This is a genomic window from Tessaracoccus sp. SD287 (assembly GCF_017355265.1).
Lineage (GTDB): Bacteria > Actinomycetota > Actinomycetes > Propionibacteriales > Propionibacteriaceae > Aestuariimicrobium.
The window spans coordinates 1-15292 of record NZ_JADIJQ010000014.1 but is presented as its reverse complement, the minus strand read 5'-3'; the positions used below and the strand labels follow the sequence as shown (position 1 = coordinate 15292).

The window sequence follows — 15292 nt, the reverse complement described above, 5'->3', positions numbered from 1 at the left end:
TGTTCCAGTCGGTCAGCGTAGAATCATTGCCACTGCGCTGAAGCGATTCGGTGCTGCACATTGCTCCACGAGCATTTTGGGAAAGGGACACCATGACCACCACTGCCGAACCGACTCTCGACGGGATTGCTCTGACCGACGGAGCTGCGTCCAAGGTCAAGGCCCTGCTGACCTCCGAGGGCAGCCTGGACGACCTGGCCCTGCGCATCGCCGTGCAGCCCGGCGGTTGCTCCGGCCTGCGCTACCAGCTCTACTTCGATGACCGCTCGCTGGACGGCGACCTCGTGAACACCTTTGACGGCGTCAACGTCGTCACCGACCGGATGAGCGCCCCCTACCTGTCGGGTGCAACCATCGACTTCGTCGACACGATCGAGAAGCAGGGCTTCACCATCGACAACCCCAATGCGCAGAACTCCTGCGCCTGCGGCGACTCCTTCCACTGATCGCCCGCGCGGGCGGTTTCCCAGCTGCGGAGCCGCTTGTCAACAGCGCCATCCCAAGTTCGGCCGTGGCCGACGGGGTGGCGCTTTTGCGTTACGCTACCCGGGTAGACATCGCTCGAGGGTGGAGTGGTATGGCATGAGTACGAAGGGGACGACGACGTGAGCTTGGATCGATCACGATTCCGCCGCGGGACGGTGGCGACGGTTGCCGCCGGGTCGCTGCTGATCCTCAGTGGATGCAGCGGTCAGGGTGCACGACTTGGCCTGTTGGAACCGGCCAGCGACCGGGCCCCTGCCATGGGCAACCTGTGGATGGGTGCGTGGATCGCCAGCTTCGTGATCGGCGGCCTGACCCTGGCCCTGATCCTGTACGCAGCTGTTCGCTACCGCCGCCGCCGGGGCAACCCGGTGCCGCGGCAGACCAAGTACAACCTGCCCATGGAGCTGCTGTACACGTTGGTGCCGCTGCTGATCGTCACCGTGCTGTTCTTCTTCACGGTCAGGGCGCAGAACGAGGTGCTCGACCGTGAGGCGCCCATTGACCACACCATCAACGTGGTGGGCCAGAAGTGGTCGTGGACGTTCAACTACATGGAGCAGGACAACGCCGCCGTCGGCAACGTCGTCCACCAGGTCGGCACCATGTCCTACATCCCCGACCTGTACCTGCCGGTGGACAAGACGGTGCGCTTCAACCTGGCGTCGGCCGACGTCATCCACTCGTTCTGGGTTCCGGCCTTCTACTTCAAGATGGACGTCATTCCCGGCCACCCGAACTCGTTCGACCTCACGCCGACCAAGCTCGGCACCTACGACGGCAAGTGTGCGGAGCTGTGTGGCACCTACCACGCACACATGATTTTCAAGGTGCACGTGGTGACCGAGCAGGAGTACCTGGCCAAGCTCAAGGAACTGGCCGCCAACGGCCAGACCGGTGAGAAGAAGGCCCAGGTCTCCGCCACCTCCCTCGCCACCCAGCCTGCGAAGGAGCCCCACAAGTGACCACCGTTGCCCGTACCGACCTGCGCGAAGAGACGCGCACCGATGCCAAGGCCCGCAGCATCGGGTCGCTGGTGATGCTGTACCTGACCACCACCGACCACAAGCGCATCGGCCACTTGTACTTCATCACCACGATCGCCTTCTTCTGCTTCGGCGGCCTGCTCGCGCTGGGCATCCGCCTGGAGTTGGCTGCCCCCGGCATGCAGTACATGCACCAGGAAGTGTTCAACCAGCTGTTCACCATGCATGGCACGATCATGCTGCTGATGTTCGCCACCCCCCTGTTCGCCGGGTTCGCCAATGCGATCCTGCCGCTGCAGCTGGGTGCCCCCGACATGGCCTTCCCGCGGTTGAACATGCTGGCCTACTGGCTGTACCTGTTCGGTTCGCTGGCGGCCTGCGCCGGATTCCTGAGCCCCGGTGGCGCCGCCAGCTTCGGCTGGTTCGCCTACGCCCCGCTGTCGGACGCGATCCACTCGCCCGGTGTCGGTGGAGACCTGTGGATCATGGGTCTCTACATCATGGGCTGGTCGTCCATCCTGGGCGCCGTCAACTTCCTGACCACCATCGTCACCATGCGCGCGCCGGGCATGACCATGTTCCGGATGCCGATCTTCAGCTGGAACATCATGGTCACCTCGATCCTGGTGCTGCTGGTCTTCCCGGTCCTGGCGGCCGGTCTGATGGTGCTGGGCGCTGACCGGATGCTGGGGACCCACATCCTCGACCCCGCCCACGGTGGTCCGATCCTGTGGCAGCACCTGTTCTGGTTCTTCGGCCACCCCGAGGTGTACATCATCGCGCTGCCGTTCTTCGGCATCATCACCGAGGTGCTGGCCGTGTTCAGCCGCAAGCCGGTCTTCGGCTACGTCGGCCTGGTGATGGCCACCCTGGCCATCGGCGCCCTGTCGGTGTCGGTCTGGGCCCACCACATGTTCGTCACCGGTGCGGTGTCGCTGCCGTTCTTCTCGTTCATGACCTTCCTGATCGCGGTGCCCACCGGGGTGAAGTTCTTCAACTGGATCGGCACGATGTGGGGCGGGTCCATCAGCTTCACCGCCGCCATGCTGTGGGCCATCGGCTTCCTGGTCACCTTCCTGTTCGGTGGCCTGACCGGCGTCATCCTGGCCTCGCCGCCGCTGGACTTCAACGTCTCCGACACCTACTTCGTGGTTGCCCACTTCCACTACGTGGTCTTCGGCACGGTCGTGTTCGCCATGTTCGCCGGCCTGTACTTCTGGTGGCCGAAGATCACCGGGCGGATGCTGAACGAGACCTGGGGCAAGATCCACTTCTTCACCCTGTTCTTCGGCTTCCACCTGACCTTCCTCGTCCAGCACTGGCTGGGCGTGGAGGGCATGCAGCGACGCATCGCCGACTACGGCGCCTGGGAGGGTTTCACCCTGCTCAACCAGATCTCGACGTTCGGCGCGTTCCTGCTGGGCATCAGTTTCCTGCCGTTCTTCTGGAACGTGTGGATCTCGCGCAAGAGCCCCCTGGTGGGCGTCGACGATCCCTGGGGTTGGGGACGCTCGCTGGAGTGGGCGACCTCGTCCCCGCCGCCGCGACACAACTTCACCAAGCTGCCGCGCATTCGTTCGCCCTACCCGGCCTTTGACGCCAAGCATCCCGAACTGGCCAACGCCGAGTACGAGATCGAGGACGACGTCCTGCAGCGCTACGCCGACGAGCACGAGAAGGAGCTCACCCGATGAGGACTTCAGCCAAGATCTTCCTGGCACTGGCGATCTACTTCTTCGTCGTCGACGCGGTCTACTTCGTCATGACCCGCGAGCCCGTGGGCGTCACCGCCCTGCTGCTGTCGGGCGTGATGTCGCTGATCATCATGACCTACACGCTGATCGCCGCCAAGGAGTCCGGGACGATCGTCTCGGACGACGCCGACGGTGAGATCTACCAGGGCGCCGGCGACCTCGGGTTCTTCCCGCCCAAGAGCATCTGGCCGCTGTGGGTGGCGCTGACCATGACCGTCATCGCGCTCGGCCCGGCGCTGGGCTGGTGGCTGACCCTGGCCGGTATCGGCATGGGGCTGTGGTCCCTGTCCGGGTGGGTCTTCGAGTTCTACCGCGGCGACTACGCCCACTGAGCACGTCCCGCACTGGTCCACTGACGACAACGGCCCCGGTTTCCACCGGGGCCGTTGTCGCGTCCTCACCAGCTGACTGCGACCGGACGCCCCTCCTCGTAGCCGGCGGAGCTCTGGACGCCCACCAGGGCCAGCTCGGCGAACTCGGCGAGGCTGGCGGCGCCGGCATAGGTGCACGACGAGCGCAGTCCCGAGGTGATGAAGTCGACCAGGTCCTCCACGCCGGGACGCGCCGGGTCGAGGTACATCCGCGAACTCGAGATGCCCTCCTCGAACAAGGCGGCACGGGCACGCTCGAAGGCGGTCTGGTTGGCGGTGCGGGCACGCACGGCGCGGGCGCTGGCCATGCCGAAGGACTCCTTGTACCGGCGCCCGTTGTGGTCGACCTGCATGTCACCGGTCGACTCGTGAGTTCCGGCGAACCAGGAACCGATCATCACGCTGCCGGCGCCGGCTGCCAGCGCCAGGGCCACGTCGCGGGGATGCTTGACGCCACCGTCGGCCCAGACGGACCTGCCCAGCTCGCGGGCGGCCGTGGCGCACTCCAGCACGGCGCTGAACTGGGGACGTCCGACGCCGGTCTGCATCCGGGTGGTGCACATGGCGCCGGGCCCGACGCCGACCTTGACGATGTCGGCACCAGCCTCGACCAGGTCCCGGGTGCCGGCGGCGGTGACCACGTTCCCGGCCACCAGCAGCACCCGGCGTCCGGTGTCGGCCTCGAACTCGTCACGGACGGTGCGCACGGCCTGCAGCGCGTCGATCATCTTCTGCTGGTGGCCGTGGGCGGTGTCCATCACCAGGACGTCCGAACCGGCCTCCAGCAGGGTCCGCGCCCGCCCGGCCACGTCGCCGTTGATGCCGACCGCGGTGCCGACCATCAGCCGCCCCTGCGGATCAAGGGCTGGGGCGTACAGGGCAGCGCGCAGGGCCCCCTTGGAGGTCATCAGGCCGACCAGCTTGCCGTCGCTGCCCACCGCCAGCGCCACCTTCTGGTGCTGCGCCGCCAGGGTGGCGAAGACGTCCTCGGGGGTCGCCCCCGGGCCGACGATGGTCAGGTCGGTCGACATGACGTCCTGCACCTGGGCGAAGCGGTCGGCATTGTCGAACTCGGCGGCCGAGACCATGCCGATGGGGGCACGGTCGTCGGTCACGATGGCGACCCCGTGGGCCCGCTTGTGCAGCAGCGACATCGCCTCGCCAATCGTCGTGGTCGGGGCCAGCGTGATCGCGGTGTCGAAGACGGTGTGTGCCCGCTTGACCCGCGCGATGGACTCGGCCACGAAATCGGTGGGGATGTCCTGCGGCAGGATGGCGACGCCGCCGCGGCGGGCGATGGTCTCGGCCATCCGGCGCCCCGAGATGGCCGTCATGTTGGCCACCACCAGCGGCAGCGGCGTGCCCAGCCCATCGGTGCTGGTCAGGTCGACGTTGCCACGGGACCCGACCGACGAGCGGTTGGGTGCCATGAAGACGTCGTTGTAGGTCAGGTCATAGTCAGGGATCGCACCAAGGAACTTCACGTGCATGATTGTCTCACCCCGGCGGAAATGTTGAGAACTGTTCACCCCGCTGGCGTCCCTGCCGACGACTCGATGACTAGGGTGGGGTGGGCAGAGGAGGTGACGACTGATGGACCTGGACAAGATCAACGAGCGGTTGGAGGACGTCCACGAGGACAAGGTGAACCTGCGCGAGTTCATCGACCGCCTGGTCAACGCCGGCTACACCGTCGGCGATCCCGAGGGCACCGACCCAGCCCTGGTCGACCCGCAGGGACGCGCGGTGGAGACCTGGCGTGAGGACTACCCCTACGAGCAGTTGATGGACCGCGACGAGTACGAGGAGCAGAAGTACAAGCTGCAGGTCGAACTCCTCAAGCTGCAGTACTGGGGCCAGGACCACGGCAAGAAGCACCTGATCGTCTTCGAGGGACGCGACGCCGCCGGCAAGGGTGGCACCATCAAGCGCTTCACCGAGCACCTGAACCCGCGCGCCGCGCGCACCGTTGCCCTGACCAGGCCCACCGAACACGAAGCCGGCCAGTGGTACTTCCAGCGCTACGTGCGCCATCTGCCCACCGCCGGCGAGATGGTGCTGTTCGACCGGTCCTGGTACAACCGGGCCGGGGTCGAGCGGGTGATGGGATTCTGCAGCCAGGACGAGTACTCGACGTTCATGCGCCAGGTGCCGGAGTTCGAACGGATGCTGGTGGAGTCGGGCATCTACCTCACCAAGTTCTGGTTCTCGGTGACCCAGCGCGAGCAGCGCACCCGCTTCGCCATCCGCCAGATCGACCCGGTCCGGCGCTGGAAGCTGTCCCCGATGGACCTGGAGTCCCTGGACCGCTGGGATGCCTACACCGAGGCGAAGCAGGCCATGATCCTGGGCACCGACACCGACCACGCACCCTGGACCCTGGTCCGCTCCAACGACAAGAAACGTGGACGGCTCAACGCCATGCGCTTCTTCCTCAACCAGTTCGACTACGAGGGCCGGGACGACACGGTGGTCCGTGAGCCCGACCCGCTGATCGTCCAGCGCGGCCGTGACGCCGTCCACGACTGACCAGGGCCTGGTCGCCCAGGTGCTGTTGGCCGTCGACCAGGTGCCACCGGGACGGGTGGTCAGCTACGGCGACGTGGCAGCCCTGGTCGGCATCGGGCCCCGGCAGGTCGGCCGGATCCTGGCCCGGTACGGCCACCAGACGAACTGGTGGCGGGTGACCAACCACGCCGGTGAGCTCACCGTGCTGGACCAGGCCCGGCAGCAGTGGGCTGTCGAGGGCATCACGGTGGCCGCCCATGGCCGCGGCTGCCGCATTACCGACCACCGCGCCGACCTGGCCCGACTGGCCAGCGACTTCGAGGCCGCCGGGGGAGTGGTCCGGGCCTGACCGGTGGCCACCGGTCAGGGGGGACATGACAACGGGCGGCCCCCCGAAGGGAACCGCCCGTTGTCACTGTGCTGTTGCCGAACCTCAGTGGGTCGAGTCCAGTTGCCTGGTCTCGATGCGGTCGTCGCCCGGCACCTCGGCGTGGTCGTCCTGGTCGTCGTGGTGGTGCTTGGCGTCCTCGATCTCGGCGCGGGTCAGCCGCGGAATCTGGTAGCCGTGGTACCAACGTGAGGCAGCGGCACGCAGCTTGGAGACCTTCTTGCCGGTCTTCACACCGGCAGCGTTGACCCCGTCATCGGCCACCAGCACCTCGGGGGCCTCGTGCTGGGTGAGGGTCCAGACCTCATCGTGCGAGAGCGGCTCGTGCGGCTCGGTGTAGCCGCCCTCGGCGTCGCGTCGGATGATCGCGGTCTCGCCACCATGCAGCACCCGTTCGCGGTCACGACGCTGCATGTTCAGGCAGATGCGCTTGGTGATGATGAACGCCAGCACCGGGGCCACGAACACCGCCACCCGCAGGAAGTAGGTAATGCCGTTGAGGCTCATGTGGAACTGGGTCGCGATGATGTCATTGCCACCACCGATCCAGAACATGGCGTAGACGGTCATCATCGACACCCCGAAGGCGGTGCGGGTCGGGGCCTGGTGCGGCAGGTCGAGAATGTGGTGCTCACGGTTGTCGCCCGTCAGCCACTTCTCGATGAACGGCCACGCGCCCAGACCGGTGAACAGCAGACCCATCAGGCCCACCCCCGGCAGGAACACCGACCACGTCCAGGTGGTGCCCCACAGGTGGGACTCCATGGGCGGGACGATGCGGATCGCGCCCTCCAGCCAGCCCATGTACCAGTCAGGCTGCGAGCCCGCCGTCACCTGTGCCGGGTTGTAGGGGCCGTACTTCCACACCGGGTTGATCTGCATCAGACCACCCATCAGCACCAGCACCCCGAAGACGACGAAGAAGAAGCCGCCGGCCTTGGCCATGTAGACCGGGAACAGCGGGTAGCCGACCACGTTCTGCTCGGTGCGACCCGGGCCCGGGTACTGGGAGTGCTTGTGGAACACGATCAGGGCCAGGTGCGCCGCGATCAGGCCGAGCAGGATCGCCGGCACCAGCAGAATGTGCACCATGTACAGCCGGGCCACGATCAGTTCGCCGGGGAACTCCCCGCCGAAGACGAAGAACTCGGCCCAGGTGCCGATCAGCGGGATCGATCGGATCAGGCCGTCGACGAAGCGCAGACCCGTTCCGGAGAGCAGGTCGTCGGGCAGGGAGTAGCCGGCGAAGCCCTCGATGGTGCCCAGGGCGAACAGGCCGACACCGATCAGCCAGTTGATCTCGCGAGGCTTGCGGAAGGCGCCGGTGAAGAATACGCGCAGCATGTGGGCAGTGATGGAGGCCATGAACAGGATGGCGCCCCAGTGGTGGATCTGGCGCACCAGCAGGCCACCGCGGATGTCAAAGGACAGGTCCAGGGTCGAGGCGAAGGCCTCCGACATCTGCAGTCCCTGCATCAACTGGTAGGTGCCCTGGTACTCGATCTCGGCCATTGACGGCTTGAACCAGATGGTCAGGAAGACACCGGTCAGCAGCAGGACGATGAACGAGTACAGCGCGACCTCGCCCAGCAGGAACGACCAGTGGTCAGGAAAGACCTTGCGCAGGCCGGCCTTGCCGATCGATGCCAGGCCGAGGCGCTCGTCGGCCCAATTGAGGGGTCCGGCGGCAGCCTTGGCGGGGCTGGGCTTGGTGGGTTTCCCGGGCGTGATCGCCGGGGAGGGAGTCTCAGCGACTGACGTTGGCTTGGCCATCAGTTGTCACCGTCCTTGTAGTCATTGCGCGAGTCACGCTCGAAGTAGCTCGGGCCGACGGGGACGTTGAAGTCAGCCTGGGCGACCAGGAAGCCTTCGGAGTCGACCTTGATGGGCAACTGGGGCAGTGAACGTGCCGCCGGCCCGAAGACCACGACACCGGAGTTGCCGAGGTCGAAGGTCGACTGGTGGCAGGGGCACAGCAGGTGGTGGGTGGTGCGCTCCCACAGGCTGATGGGGCACCCCACGTGCGTGCAGATCTTCGAGTAGCAGAGGATCCCACCGACGTGCCAGTCCTTGCGGGACTCGGGGATCTTGATGCGGTCGGGCTCCATTCGGACGACCACGATGCTCGACTTGGCCTTCTCCTGCTGGAACTTCGTCCCGTGCAGGTCGAACAGGTTCTCGGGCTGGCCGTTGACCAGTTGGCCGATCTCGATGCCCTCGGGGCGCAGCGGCAGCTTGTTGACGTCGTTGACCAGGCGCACGCCCTCGGCCCACAGGGTCTCCTCGATGGTGGCGGCACGCAGACCGGGACCGGGATGGGGACCCATGTCGGCCAGGACCACGACGACCGGGACCACCGCCATGCCGATGGCACCCGCCAGGGCACCACCGATCAGCTTGCGTCGACCAAGGCCCGACTCCTCGGCGCCGGCCTGGAACTGTGCGGCGAGCGCCTTCTTGTCCTCGTCGGGCGAGGCGATCGGGTGGCGGTCCTCGGCGACCTCGTGGTCAGCCATCAACTGCTTGGCCCAGTGGATGCAGGCCAGACCAATCAGCAGAGCCGCCAGACCACCGGTCAGGCCGAGACCCAGGTGCTGGGCGAAGGCCTGCACCGGACCGAACGTGAAGATCGTCTCGCGGTCGACCGCGAAGTAGATCACCACGAAGGCGATGGCCAGCAGCGGCACCAGGCCGAGCATGGTCAGCACCTGGCGGTAGGCGCGGTCACCGGCGGCCTTGTTGACGTCGGTGTAACGCGGGATGTGCTCCTCGAGCCCCGGGTTGGCGACCGGTGCCCGGGTCGCCAGTTCGGCGCCGACGTAGTCCTCGGGGGCCAGCGGCCCCTGGTGGACGTGGGTGCCCTGCGGTGAGGTGGAATTGTCGCTCATCGTGCACGAGCTCCCTTCTTGGCAAGCCAAACAGCGATCAGGACCAGCGAACCCAGTCCCAGTACCCAGCCCCACAGGCCCTCACCGACCGGGCCAAGACCGCCCATGTCGAAGCCGCCGTTGGGTGAGGCGTGCAGGCTGTTGAGGTAACCCACGATCTGGGTGACGTCCTGGTCGGTCAGCACGCTGCTGGAGAAGACGGGCATCTGCTGGGGTCCGGTGCGGATCGCCTCGTGGATGTGCTTGTCCGTGGTCTCGGTCAGCGCCGGTGCGTACTTGCCGTTCGGCAGCGCACCGCCGCGGCCCTCGAAGTTGTGGCAGGCCGAGCAGTTCGTGCGGAACAGTTCACCGCCGCGGGCCAGTTCGGCAGCGGTCAGGCCGGTGTCGCTGTACTGGTCCTCGCTGGGAATGGCCGGGCCGGGGGCCAGGCTGGCCACGTAGGCCGCGATCGCCGAGATCTCCTCGGCGCTGTACAGGGTCTTCTTCGCCGGTGCCTGCGCCTCGGGGCGCGCCATCGGCATCCGGCCGGTCTCCATCTGGAAGTCGACGCTGGCGGCACCGACGCCGATCAGGGTCGGCGCCTCAGGGGTGCCCTCGCCGTTGAGGCCGTGGCACGACGAGCAGTTCAGCTCGAACAGGTCCTTGCCCTGGGCGATCTGCGACTTGGCGGTGGTGTCGTCGGCATTCGACTGCGCGGCCGGCAGCAGGGCGGAGTACAGGGCGCCCATCACGAACAGGGCGAGCACCAGCGCCAGGGGCTTGGCGGCGGGGTGGCGGCGCCGCTTGGAGAGGAATCGCATGGTCTTCCTTTCGGGTCAGGGCAGGAGGTAGATGGCCGCGAACAGGATGATCCACACGACGTCGACGAAGTGCCAGTAGTACGAGACGACCATCGCCGTGACGGTCTGCTCGTGGGTGTAGGTCCTGGCCAGGTAGGTGCGCCCCAGCGCGTACAGGAAGGCGATCAGGCCGCCCAGCACGTGCAGGCCGTGGAAGCCGGTGGCCAGGAAGAACAGCGACCAGTACACGTTTGCCTGCGGGGTGAAGCCCTCGCTGGCGAGGGTGGCGTACTCGTAGACCTGGCCGGCGATGAAGAACGAGCCCAGCAGGAAGCTGAGGATGTACCACTCGCGCATGCCCCACTTGGCCAGGTTGGCCAGCCCGCCGCGACGCTTGACGTGGCCATGCTCGGCGGCGTGGACACCGAACTGGCAGGTGACCGAGCTCAGGATCAGCACCAGGGTGTTGATGGCGGCGAAGGTGGTGGCCAGGTGGGCCTTCTCGCTGACCCACAGCGCGGTGCTGCCGTCAGCAGCAGCGATGCTGTAAGTGTTCTCGCGGATCATGAAGAACGCGGCGAACAGCGCCGCGAAGAACATGAGTTCGGACGCGAGCCACACCCACGTGCCCACCGGGACCATGTCCGGTCGTCCGACGGGCTTGTTGAGGCGCGCTGAAGCGATGGGATGCAGCGCGCCGCTGGGCACCGCGATGGTGCGAGTCGTCTGTTGAGTAGCCACGCCGCTGATTATGCCCACAAATCTGCGTTAGGTCATGTCAGACCCCAGTTTGTGTCCAGCTTGTGGCCTCGCACTTGTCCCCACCTGACGTTAGGGCAGGGCGGGGGGCCGCTGGGGACGGGGTGCCATAATTCGGCCCATGGACCTTCTGCCGCTGCATGCCACCCCCGACGATGCCATCCCGGCGCTCGGCGGGTGGGGCTACCTGACCACCTGGGACGTGCAACTCGGCGCGCTGGTCCCGATCCTGGTCTCGGTGGCGCTGTACCTGTGGGGGGTGCTGCGGCTGCGTCGACGCGGCGACAGTTGGCCCGTCTACCGCACGGTGTCCTGGGTGGCGGGCATGACCTGGATCGGTGTGGCCACCTTCAGCTTCCTCGGCGTCTACGACAACGTGTTGTTCTGGGTGCACATGGTCCAGCACATGGTGTTGACCATGGTGGTCGGCGTGCACATTGCCCAGGCCGCACCGGTCACCCTGGCCCTGCGGGCATTGCCGAAGCGTCCCCGGGGCTGGTTGCTGGCGGTGCTCCACTCGTGGGTTGCCAAGGTGCTGCTCTTCCCGCCGCTGACCACCGCCGTGATGATCGGCTACCCCTTCGCGCTGTACATGAGCGACCTGTACACCATGACGATGCGCAATGACTGGATGCACGACGCGCTGCACATCTGGATGGTCTACGCCGGAGTGACCTTCTTCGTCCCGATCATGGGCGTCGACCCGCTGCCCAACAAGCTGCCCTACCCGCTGCGCTTCTTCCTGGTGCTGCTGGCGATGCCGGGCCACGCCTTCATCGGGGTGACCATCATGGGGGCCACCCGGCTGATCGCCGAGGACTGGTACCTGGCCTTTGACCGGGACTGGGGACTGAGCCCCATGCGTGACCAGGCGTGGGCCGGCGGAATCCTGTGGGCCACCGGTGACCTGACCATGTTGACGGTGCTCACCGCCCTGGGCATCAACTGGTTCAAGGACTCCCAGAAGGAGGCCAAACGCATCGACCGGGCGCTGGACCGGCAGGAGGAACTGGAGGCCAGGGCGCAACGCCCGGCCGGTGCCGGGCGTTACGATACCGATGCCGCCACCACTACAGTGGGCCGGGAGGATGCCGCTGCCGCGACGCAATGGCACGAGAACCACGCGAAGGACGATCACTGATGAGCGCTGAGCAGCCGCTGAAGGTCATGGTTTACTCCGATGACCGCAACACCCGTCTCCAGATCCGCACGGCGCTGGGACGAACGGTGGCCGCGGACCTGCCCCCGATCGAGACCGTCGACGTGGCCACCGGCCCCGCGGTGATCCGCATCCTCGACAACGAGAAGTTCGACGCCCTGATCCTCGACGGTGAGGCCACCCCGACCGGCGGCATGGGTCTGGGCTACCAGTTGCATGACGAACTTGCCGACTGCCCGCCGGTGCTGCTGCTGGTGGCCCGCCAGGATGACGCGTGGCTGGCGGCCTGGTCGCGGGCCGAGGCCGTCACCGGGCTGCCGGTCGACCCCCTGACCCTGCCGGGCATCTTCGCCGAAATGGTGCGCAAGCACCGTCGCCGCGACGTCGACGAGGTGGCGACCTTTGACGCCCCGGTGACCCATGCCTGAGGTGGTCGACCTCGTCTCTGCTTCCACCTGGCCCGACCTGCTGACCGGACTCATCCAGGGCCGCCACCTCAACCAGGAGACGGCACGCTGGGCGATGGACCAGGTGCTGTCGGGTGATGCCACCCCGGTGCAGATCGCCGGACTGGCCGTCGCGCTGCGCGCCAAGGGCGAGACCATCGACGAGATCGGCGGCATGGCCGACGCCATGCTCGCTCGTGCCGTGCCGCTGGAACTCGACCGTGAGGCAGTCGACGTGGTCGGCTCCGGGGGCGACCGCGCCAACACGGTCAACGTGTCGACCATGGCCTCGATGGTGGCCGCTGCTGCCGGTGCCAAGGTCATCAAGCACGGCAACCGGGCGGCCTCGTCAATGTGCGGCACCGCCGACTGCCTGGAGGCCTTGGGCGTCGCCCTGGACGTGCCGCTGGACAAGCACGCCGAGATCCTCCAGACCGTGGGCATGACCTTCCTGTTCGCGCCACGATTCCACTCCTCGCTGCGCTACGCCGCCACCGCCCGCAAGGAACTGGGTGTGCAGACCACGTTCAACTTCCTGGGCCCCCTGTCGAACCCGGCGCGTCCGCGGGCGCAGGCGATCGGGGTGGCCAACGCCCGGATGGCCGAGTTGATGGCCGGGGTGCTGGCCCGCCGCGACTCCCGTGGGCTGGTCTTCCACGGGGCCGACGGTCTGGACGAGTTGACCACCACCACCACCTCCTCGGTGTGGTTGTTCGCCGACGGGCAGGTGGTGACCACCACCCTCGACCCGAGCACCCTCGGTCTGCAGGCTGCCCAGGCGGCCGACCTGGTCGGTGGCCCGCCCGCGCACAATGCGCAGGTCGTGCGTGACGTCTTTGCCGGCCAGACCGGGCCGGTGCGTGACATCGTGGTGCTGAACGCCGCCGCGGCGCTGGTCGCCTTCGACGGCCCCGACCTGGCAGGTGGCTTCGACGAGCAGCTGCGGGCGGCGTTGCGCCGCGCCGAGGACGGCATCGACTCCGGGGCTGCCCAGCGTCTGCTCGACACGTGGGTTCCGCTCAGCCAGAACGCCGTCGCCTGAACTAGACCACCAGCAGCGCCACGAACGGACCGGCCCACAGGGCCGGGCCGTAGGGGAAGGCCGAGCCCAGCGGTGAGGGGTGACGACGCCGCCACAGGTGCACCCCGAGGCCGGCGACCGCACCGATGACCGCCGAGGCGAGCAACGACTGCCACCACATCTGCACGCCCAGCGCCCCGGCGACACCACCGACCAGACCAGCCAGCCGGACGTCGCCGTAGCCGAATCCGTCACCGACGCGCCAGACCACCCAGAACAGGGTGCGGCTGGCGACCACCCCGAAGGCTGCCCCCAGTCCGAGGGGGAGCCAGCCGACGGCGGGTTCACTGAGGGCCACCCCCAGCACCGCTGCAGCGACGACCAGCGCCGACGTGAGCAGGTGCAGCCGTCGCGGCAGATAGGTGGTGTACGCATCCACGACGGCCAGGGCGGCCCCCGCCCCGGCCAGCGCCACCGCGGCCCCGACCATCGGCCCGGCCAGCGGCGCCACCAGCCCGGCAAGGAAACCGAGCACCACGCTGGGGACGATGGCCCGCGGATGCAGCAGGTCGCGGTAGAGCGGTTTGACGTAGTCGTCATCCGGGTCGGGTGCGGGCTCCGGCAGGCGGGGCACCACGAAGCGGGCGACCGCGAGCGCCAGCACGGCAGCCGCCAGACCGGTGCCCAGCCCCGGCCACAGCAGCAGTGCCCATGGTGATGTCTCCACGCCTGCCACCCTAGGGACTGGGGGACCCACCTCAGGCCACGGCGCGCAGTCCGGTCCGGCGCGTCGCGGGCGCCGACGCGCTGCCGGGGCAGGCAATCCGGCGGGCCTGCAGCGCCGCACTGGCCAGCAGTTCGGTGCGTTGGCTGCATCGGGTCACGGATCCGTCGAGCAGGGCCGAGGTCTCGGGTCGGGACAGACGGAGGAACGCGGCGATCGTGGGCAGCCCGAAGCCGGCCCCGCGCAGGGCCTGCGCCATGGTGCGGGCATGGTGGGCATCGACGTCGAGACCTGCACGCCAGCGCAACCTGTTCGCGTCGAGCGCCACCACGGCCGCCGCCTGGCTGGAGGTGAGCAGCCCGCCCCCGGGTCGGCTGCCCAGGATGGCCGCGGCCGTCCGCGCATCAAGGCCGGCGCTCAGGGCCACCGCCCGCCAGGGCAGGTCGACTGCCTCGGCCACGTGCAGCAGGTAGGCGCGGAAGGGCCAGGCGGGCACTACCGGCACGGGGTGCCCGGCGGCCTGGTGCCAGTCGTGCGCAGAGGGTGGCGGGGGATGGGTGCACATGTCGACTCCTGGCTGGATGGGAATGTCCTCTCACCTGGTAATGCCCATCCGGGGAAGCGTTTCATGTGACGGTGGTGTCGAAAACCTTGCTGATGCTCCGGACACGACAGCGGGACCCGGACGATTCGTCCGGGTCCCGCTGGTGGATCACATTCGGCTCAGTGCGCTGAGGGTCAGCGTTGCGCCTTGGAGAAGCCGGCCGCCTGGGCCGCCTCCTCGGAGTTGAACCACACGTCGGCGATCGTGCGTTCGTAGCCACCCGACTCCGGCACATGGTACTTCTTGGAGCGTTCGTTGCCCTTGATGGTGAAGCCTTCCGGCGGCTCGGCGCCGGAGTAGGAGCCCTCGCCGTAGACGGTGCCCTCGGCAGCGGTGGCCGCCTGCTCGTCGACCTGGTCATCCACGGTGGTGCCCACCTGGTCGTCCTCAGGGGTGACGTCGGTCACGGGGACCTCTTCGGT

Annotated in this window: 16 protein-coding genes and 1 pseudogene; 9 read left to right on the top strand and 8 right to left on the bottom strand. The window is 67.6% G+C overall.

The window, feature by feature from the left end; all coding sequences use genetic code 11:
• The first annotated feature begins 92 nt into the window (after nucleotides 1–92).
• From IPV09_RS07545 to IPV09_RS07530, 4 genes are all read left to right on the top strand, one after another.
• On the top strand, nucleotides 93–446 hold the full coding sequence (locus tag IPV09_RS07545) for an iron-sulfur cluster assembly accessory protein (RefSeq protein ID WP_207474632.1): 354 nt from the start codon (nucleotides 93–95) through the stop codon (nucleotides 444–446).
• A gap of 297 nt (nucleotides 447–743) precedes the next feature.
• Nucleotides 744–1448 (top strand): cytochrome c oxidase subunit II, encoded by a 705-nt coding sequence (gene coxB, locus IPV09_RS07540; protein ID WP_207474688.1) that lies wholly within the window; start codon nucleotides 744–746, stop codon nucleotides 1446–1448.
• Nucleotides 1449–1522: 74 nt separating this feature from the next.
• Nucleotides 1523–3163 (top strand): cytochrome c oxidase subunit I, encoded by a 1641-nt coding sequence (gene ctaD, locus IPV09_RS07535; RefSeq protein ID WP_207474687.1) that lies wholly within the window; start codon nucleotides 1523–1525, stop codon nucleotides 3161–3163.
• Nucleotides 3160–3555 (top strand): cytochrome c oxidase subunit 4, encoded by a 396-nt coding sequence (locus IPV09_RS07530; protein ID WP_207474631.1) that lies wholly within the window; start codon nucleotides 3160–3162, stop codon nucleotides 3553–3555. The genes ctaD and IPV09_RS07530 overlap by 4 nt, the downstream gene beginning before the upstream one ends.
• Before the next feature lie 65 nt (nucleotides 3556–3620).
• Here the strand turns inward: IPV09_RS07530 and IPV09_RS07525 are convergent, their stop codons facing one another.
• Nucleotides 3621–5084: a GuaB1 family IMP dehydrogenase-related protein gene (locus IPV09_RS07525; RefSeq protein ID WP_207474630.1), complete on the bottom strand. Its 1464-nt coding sequence runs from the start codon at nucleotides 5082–5084 to the stop codon at nucleotides 3621–3623.
• Nucleotides 5085–5187: 103 nt separating this feature from the next.
• Here IPV09_RS07525 and ppk2 point away from each other — a divergent pair, with 103 nt between their 5' ends.
• Both ppk2 and IPV09_RS07515 read left to right on the top strand, forming a co-directional pair.
• On the top strand, nucleotides 5188–6123 hold the full coding sequence (ppk2, locus tag IPV09_RS07520) for a polyphosphate kinase 2 (protein ID WP_207474629.1): 936 nt from the start codon (nucleotides 5188–5190) through the stop codon (nucleotides 6121–6123).
• Nucleotides 6104–6451 (top strand): MGMT family protein, encoded by a 348-nt coding sequence (locus IPV09_RS07515; protein WP_207474628.1) that lies wholly within the window; start codon nucleotides 6104–6106, stop codon nucleotides 6449–6451. The genes ppk2 and IPV09_RS07515 overlap by 20 nt, the downstream gene beginning before the upstream one ends.
• A gap of 84 nt (nucleotides 6452–6535) precedes the next feature.
• Here IPV09_RS07515 and IPV09_RS07510 read toward each other — a convergent pair whose 3' ends face one another.
• The 4 genes from IPV09_RS07510 to IPV09_RS07495 are packed head-to-tail and all read right to left on the bottom strand — an operon-like array spanning nucleotide 6536 to nucleotide 10790.
• Nucleotides 6536–8263, bottom strand: coding sequence for a ubiquinol-cytochrome c reductase cytochrome b subunit (locus IPV09_RS07510; protein ID WP_207474627.1), 1728 nt, complete (start codon nucleotides 8261–8263; stop codon nucleotides 6536–6538).
• On the bottom strand, nucleotides 8263–9378 hold the full coding sequence (locus IPV09_RS07505) for a ubiquinol-cytochrome c reductase iron-sulfur subunit (protein WP_207474626.1): 1116 nt from the start codon (nucleotides 9376–9378) through the stop codon (nucleotides 8263–8265). Before IPV09_RS07505 ends, IPV09_RS07510 begins: the two co-directional genes overlap by 1 nt.
• Nucleotides 9375–10178, bottom strand: a complete 804-nt coding sequence (locus IPV09_RS07500) for a c-type cytochrome (RefSeq protein ID WP_207474625.1) — start codon at nucleotides 10176–10178, stop codon at nucleotides 9375–9377. Before IPV09_RS07500 ends, IPV09_RS07505 begins: the two co-directional genes overlap by 4 nt.
• A gap of 15 nt (nucleotides 10179–10193) precedes the next feature.
• Nucleotides 10194–10790 carry a heme-copper oxidase subunit III gene (locus IPV09_RS07495; protein ID WP_207474686.1) on the bottom strand — a complete coding sequence of 199 codons (597 nt, stop codon included), beginning with the start codon at nucleotides 10788–10790 and terminating at the stop codon, nucleotides 10194–10196.
• A gap of 247 nt (nucleotides 10791–11037) precedes the next feature.
• On the opposite strand from IPV09_RS07495, the gene IPV09_RS07490 reads away from it, so the two are divergent.
• Genes IPV09_RS07490 through trpD form a run of 3 tightly spaced genes read left to right on the top strand, consistent with a single transcriptional unit; the run spans nucleotide 11038 to nucleotide 13563 of the window.
• Nucleotides 11038–12057: a cytochrome c oxidase assembly protein gene (locus IPV09_RS07490; protein WP_207474624.1), complete on the top strand. Its 1020-nt coding sequence runs from the start codon at nucleotides 11038–11040 to the stop codon at nucleotides 12055–12057.
• Nucleotides 12057–12503, top strand: a complete 447-nt coding sequence (locus IPV09_RS07485) for a response regulator (protein ID WP_207474623.1) — start codon at nucleotides 12057–12059, stop codon at nucleotides 12501–12503. Before IPV09_RS07490 ends, IPV09_RS07485 begins: the two co-directional genes overlap by 1 nt.
• A complete protein-coding gene (gene trpD / locus IPV09_RS07480) occupies nucleotides 12496–13563 on the top strand; it encodes an anthranilate phosphoribosyltransferase (RefSeq protein WP_207474622.1) in 1068 nt (355 codons plus the stop codon). The genes IPV09_RS07485 and trpD overlap by 8 nt, the downstream gene beginning before the upstream one ends.
• 1 nt (nucleotide 13564) lies before the next feature.
• On the opposite strand, the gene IPV09_RS07475 is transcribed toward trpD, so the two are convergent.
• The 3 genes and pseudogenes from IPV09_RS07475 to IPV09_RS07465 all read right to left on the bottom strand — a co-directional run.
• Nucleotides 13565–14269 (bottom strand): prepilin peptidase, encoded by a 705-nt coding sequence (locus tag IPV09_RS07475; protein ID WP_207474621.1) that lies wholly within the window; start codon nucleotides 14267–14269, stop codon nucleotides 13565–13567.
• Nucleotides 14270–14300: 31 nt separating this feature from the next.
• The gene (locus IPV09_RS07470; RefSeq protein WP_207474620.1) at nucleotides 14301–14831 is read right to left on the bottom strand and encodes a hypothetical protein; all 531 of its coding nucleotides are present in this window, start codon (nucleotides 14829–14831) and stop codon (nucleotides 14301–14303) included.
• Nucleotides 14832–15004: 173 nt separating this feature from the next.
• Nucleotides 15005–15292: pseudogene (locus IPV09_RS07465) on the bottom strand (hypothetical protein); the annotation flags it as partial.

Coding starts and splice junctions, on each gene's coding strand:
- IPV09_RS07510 (WP_207474627.1), bottom strand. CDS start 8,263: ATGGCCAAGCCAACGTCAGTCGCTGAGACTCCCTCCCCGGCGATCACG.
- IPV09_RS07545 (WP_207474632.1), top strand. CDS start 93: ATGACCACCACTGCCGAACCGACTCTCGACGGGATTGCTCTGACCGAC.
- IPV09_RS07525 (WP_207474630.1), bottom strand. CDS start 5,084: ATGCACGTGAAGTTCCTTGGTGCGATCCCTGACTATGACCTGACCTAC.
- coxB (WP_207474688.1), top strand. CDS start 744: ATGGGCAACCTGTGGATGGGTGCGTGGATCGCCAGCTTCGTGATCGGC.
- IPV09_RS07500 (WP_207474625.1), bottom strand. CDS start 10,178: ATGCGATTCCTCTCCAAGCGGCGCCGCCACCCCGCCGCCAAGCCCCTG.
- IPV09_RS07470 (WP_207474620.1), bottom strand. CDS start 14,831: ATGTGCACCCATCCCCCGCCACCCTCTGCGCACGACTGGCACCAGGCC.
- ppk2 (WP_207474629.1), top strand. CDS start 5,188: ATGGACCTGGACAAGATCAACGAGCGGTTGGAGGACGTCCACGAGGAC.
- IPV09_RS07505 (WP_207474626.1), bottom strand. CDS start 9,378: ATGAGCGACAATTCCACCTCACCGCAGGGCACCCACGTCCACCAGGGG.
- trpD (WP_207474622.1), top strand. CDS start 12,496: ATGCCTGAGGTGGTCGACCTCGTCTCTGCTTCCACCTGGCCCGACCTG.
- IPV09_RS07530 (WP_207474631.1), top strand. CDS start 3,160: ATGAGGACTTCAGCCAAGATCTTCCTGGCACTGGCGATCTACTTCTTC.
- IPV09_RS07485 (WP_207474623.1), top strand. CDS start 12,057: ATGAGCGCTGAGCAGCCGCTGAAGGTCATGGTTTACTCCGATGACCGC.
- ctaD (WP_207474687.1), top strand. CDS start 1,523: ATGCTGTACCTGACCACCACCGACCACAAGCGCATCGGCCACTTGTAC.
- IPV09_RS07490 (WP_207474624.1), top strand. CDS start 11,038: ATGGACCTTCTGCCGCTGCATGCCACCCCCGACGATGCCATCCCGGCG.